3 protein-coding genes are annotated in these 2,240 nt (G+C 63.7%); 1 reads left to right on the top strand and 2 read right to left on the bottom strand.

What is annotated here, in order from left to right; genetic code table 11:
- Window positions 1–107 precede the first annotated feature (107 nt).
- Complete coding sequence (locus NKI47_RS34735; protein WP_352596311.1) at window positions 108–1,004, top strand: LysR family transcriptional regulator; 897 nt, start codon at window positions 108–110, stop codon at window positions 1,002–1,004.
- 44 nt (window positions 1,005–1,048) lie between these two features.
- Here NKI47_RS34735 and NKI47_RS34730 read toward each other — a convergent pair whose 3' ends face one another.
- The gene (locus tag NKI47_RS34730; protein WP_352454322.1) at window positions 1,049–1,210 is read right to left on the bottom strand and encodes a hypothetical protein; all 162 of its coding nucleotides are present in this window, start codon (window positions 1,208–1,210) and stop codon (window positions 1,049–1,051) included.
- Between the two features lie 81 nt (window positions 1,211–1,291).
- Window positions 1,292–2,240 (bottom strand): chaperonin GroEL (groEL, locus tag NKI47_RS34725; protein ID WP_352596309.1); only part of this gene is annotated, 949 nt, incomplete at its 5' end.

Here is a 2,240-nt window from a genome sequence, read left to right as displayed (position 1 = left end):
ACCCCCAGCCCTGTGCAGCTTCAGCCGGTCCGACTGCTTCGCAAACCTGCCAAGCAGGCGAGCCTTCTTGCCTTCAACCTTGACAGGGAACATGAGAGACTAGGTTCGTGATCAAGACCGGCGAACCGGACTGGAACGATCTGCGCTACTTTCTCGCTGCCGCCCGCGCGGGAACGTTGTCGGGAGCAGCGCGCGTGCTCGGCGTGCGTCACACGACGATCAGCCGGCGCCTGGCTGCTCTTGAGGCGGCACTCGGGGTTTCGCTTGTCGTGCGAACGCGGCAAGGCATTGAGATCACGCCGCTTGGCCAGACATTGCTGCCGCTCGGCGATGACCTTGAACGTACCATGCAAGCACTGACGGCGCTTGTGCGTTCGGGCAAGAATAGCGTTCGGCTGGCACTGCCGTCGGGCTTCAGCCCCCTTTTTGCCGAGCGTATGGCCGGGTTCCATAAGGCCCACCCGGATATCAACCTGGAACTGACGAGCGGCAGCAGGCCAGTGGACCTGCAGCACGGCGAGGCCGACCTTGCGGTCAGGATCGGCACCGTCGCCGCAGACGATTTGATCGCGCAGAAGCTTTGTGTTGCGGGCTGGTCGATCTATGCGTCCCAGCGCTATCTCGACCGTCACCCAATGCCCATCGACCCTCGCCAGTTGGCCGGACACGAGATCATTGGATTTCACGCAAGCCTTGCCGGCGTCCCCGGCGCCAAATGGGTTGAGGCGCACGGCGCCGGCGCGACAATTGTCCTTCGCGTTGCCGAAATGACGGAAATGCTGGCGGCGGCTCTGAGTGGCGCCGGTCTGGCGGTAATGCCCTGCATGTTGGCCGAAGCTGAACCGCGGATGGTGCGCCTTGCCCCCGACATTCTCGGCAGTCATCCGGTGTCGCTCGTCTATCGCCGTGAAATCGGGGCGGAGGCGCCGGTGCGCGCCGTCATCCGCTTCGTTTCTACCATCATCAAGGACCGTGCCGCGCTGATCAGCGGCGAAACGCGATAAGCGTCTGGTGCCGCGCTTGCGTGGGTGCCGAAGATTGGCAGTCGTCACATGGGACGCTTGTCCGCGATCTTTTTCGGGTCGCGGCCTACCATGCCGGCGTCGGCTTTCCTGTGCTTGTCGGCAAGCCTGCGAATGCGATCGAAGCGGCTTTCCTCGGCCACTTTGGTCTTCGCCGCTGCCTTTGGCTTCGGGACGAATGCGATCATGGATCGATCTCCTTGCCGATGGCGCGGCCGGGGAAGAACCCCGGCGGCTGTCTTTTCAGGCTTGTTTCGGGCAGCGGCTGGTCAATAGCCCATGCCGCCGGTCGAAGCAGCGGCGTCCTTGGCCGAAACGTCGGTGATCATGGCTTCCGCAGTGATCAGGAGCGCCGCAATGGAGCCCGCGTCCTGCAGTGCCGTCCGCACCACCTTCGCGGGGTCGACGATGCCGGCCTTGATCATGTCGACATAGACCTCGTTCTGGGCATCGAAGCCCTGATTGTGGTCCTTGCCGTCGGCGAGCTTGCCGATGACGATCGAACCTTCGACGCCGGAATTCTCGGCGATCTGCCGGATTGGCGCTTCGAGCGCTCTCGACACGATCGAAATGCCCGCCGTCACATCGGCATTGGCTCCGGTCAGCCCGTTCAGCACAGCCTTGGCGCGCAGCAACGCAACGCCGCCGCCGGGAACGATGCCTTCTTCGACGGCCGCGCGCGTGGCGTTCAGCGCATCGTCGATGCGGTCCTTCTTTTCCTTGACCTCGGATTCGGTCGCGCCGCCGACGCGGATGACGGCAACGCCGCCCGCCAGCTTGGCGAGACGTTCCTGCAGCTTCTCCTTGTCATAGTCGGAAGTGGTTTCCTCGATCTGCGCCTTGATCTGCTGGACGCGCGCCTGGATGGTGGTCTTCTCGCCGGCGCCGTCGATGATCGTGGTGGTGTCCTTCTCGATCAGCACGCGCTTGGCGCGGCCGAGCATGTCTATGGTGATGTTCTCCAGCTTGATGCCGAGATCCTCGGGAATCATCTGTCCGGCGGTGAGCACGGCAATGTCTTCCAGCATCGCCTTGCGCCGGTCACCGAAGCCAGGCGCCTTGACGGCCGCTACCTTGAGGCCGCCGCGCAGCTTGTTGACGACCAGCGTTGCCAACGCTTCGCCCTCGACGTCCTCGGAGATGATCAACAGCGGCCTGCCGCTTTGCACCACGGCTTCGAGGATGGGCAGCAGCGCCTGCAGATTGCCGAGCTTCTTT

The organism is Mesorhizobium sp. M0633, from assembly GCF_040320645.1.
In the GTDB taxonomy this organism is placed as follows: Bacteria; Pseudomonadota; Alphaproteobacteria; order Rhizobiales; family Rhizobiaceae; genus Mesorhizobium.
Note: the sequence above shows the minus strand (reverse complement) of the source record. Positions and strands in the feature narration are given on the sequence as shown.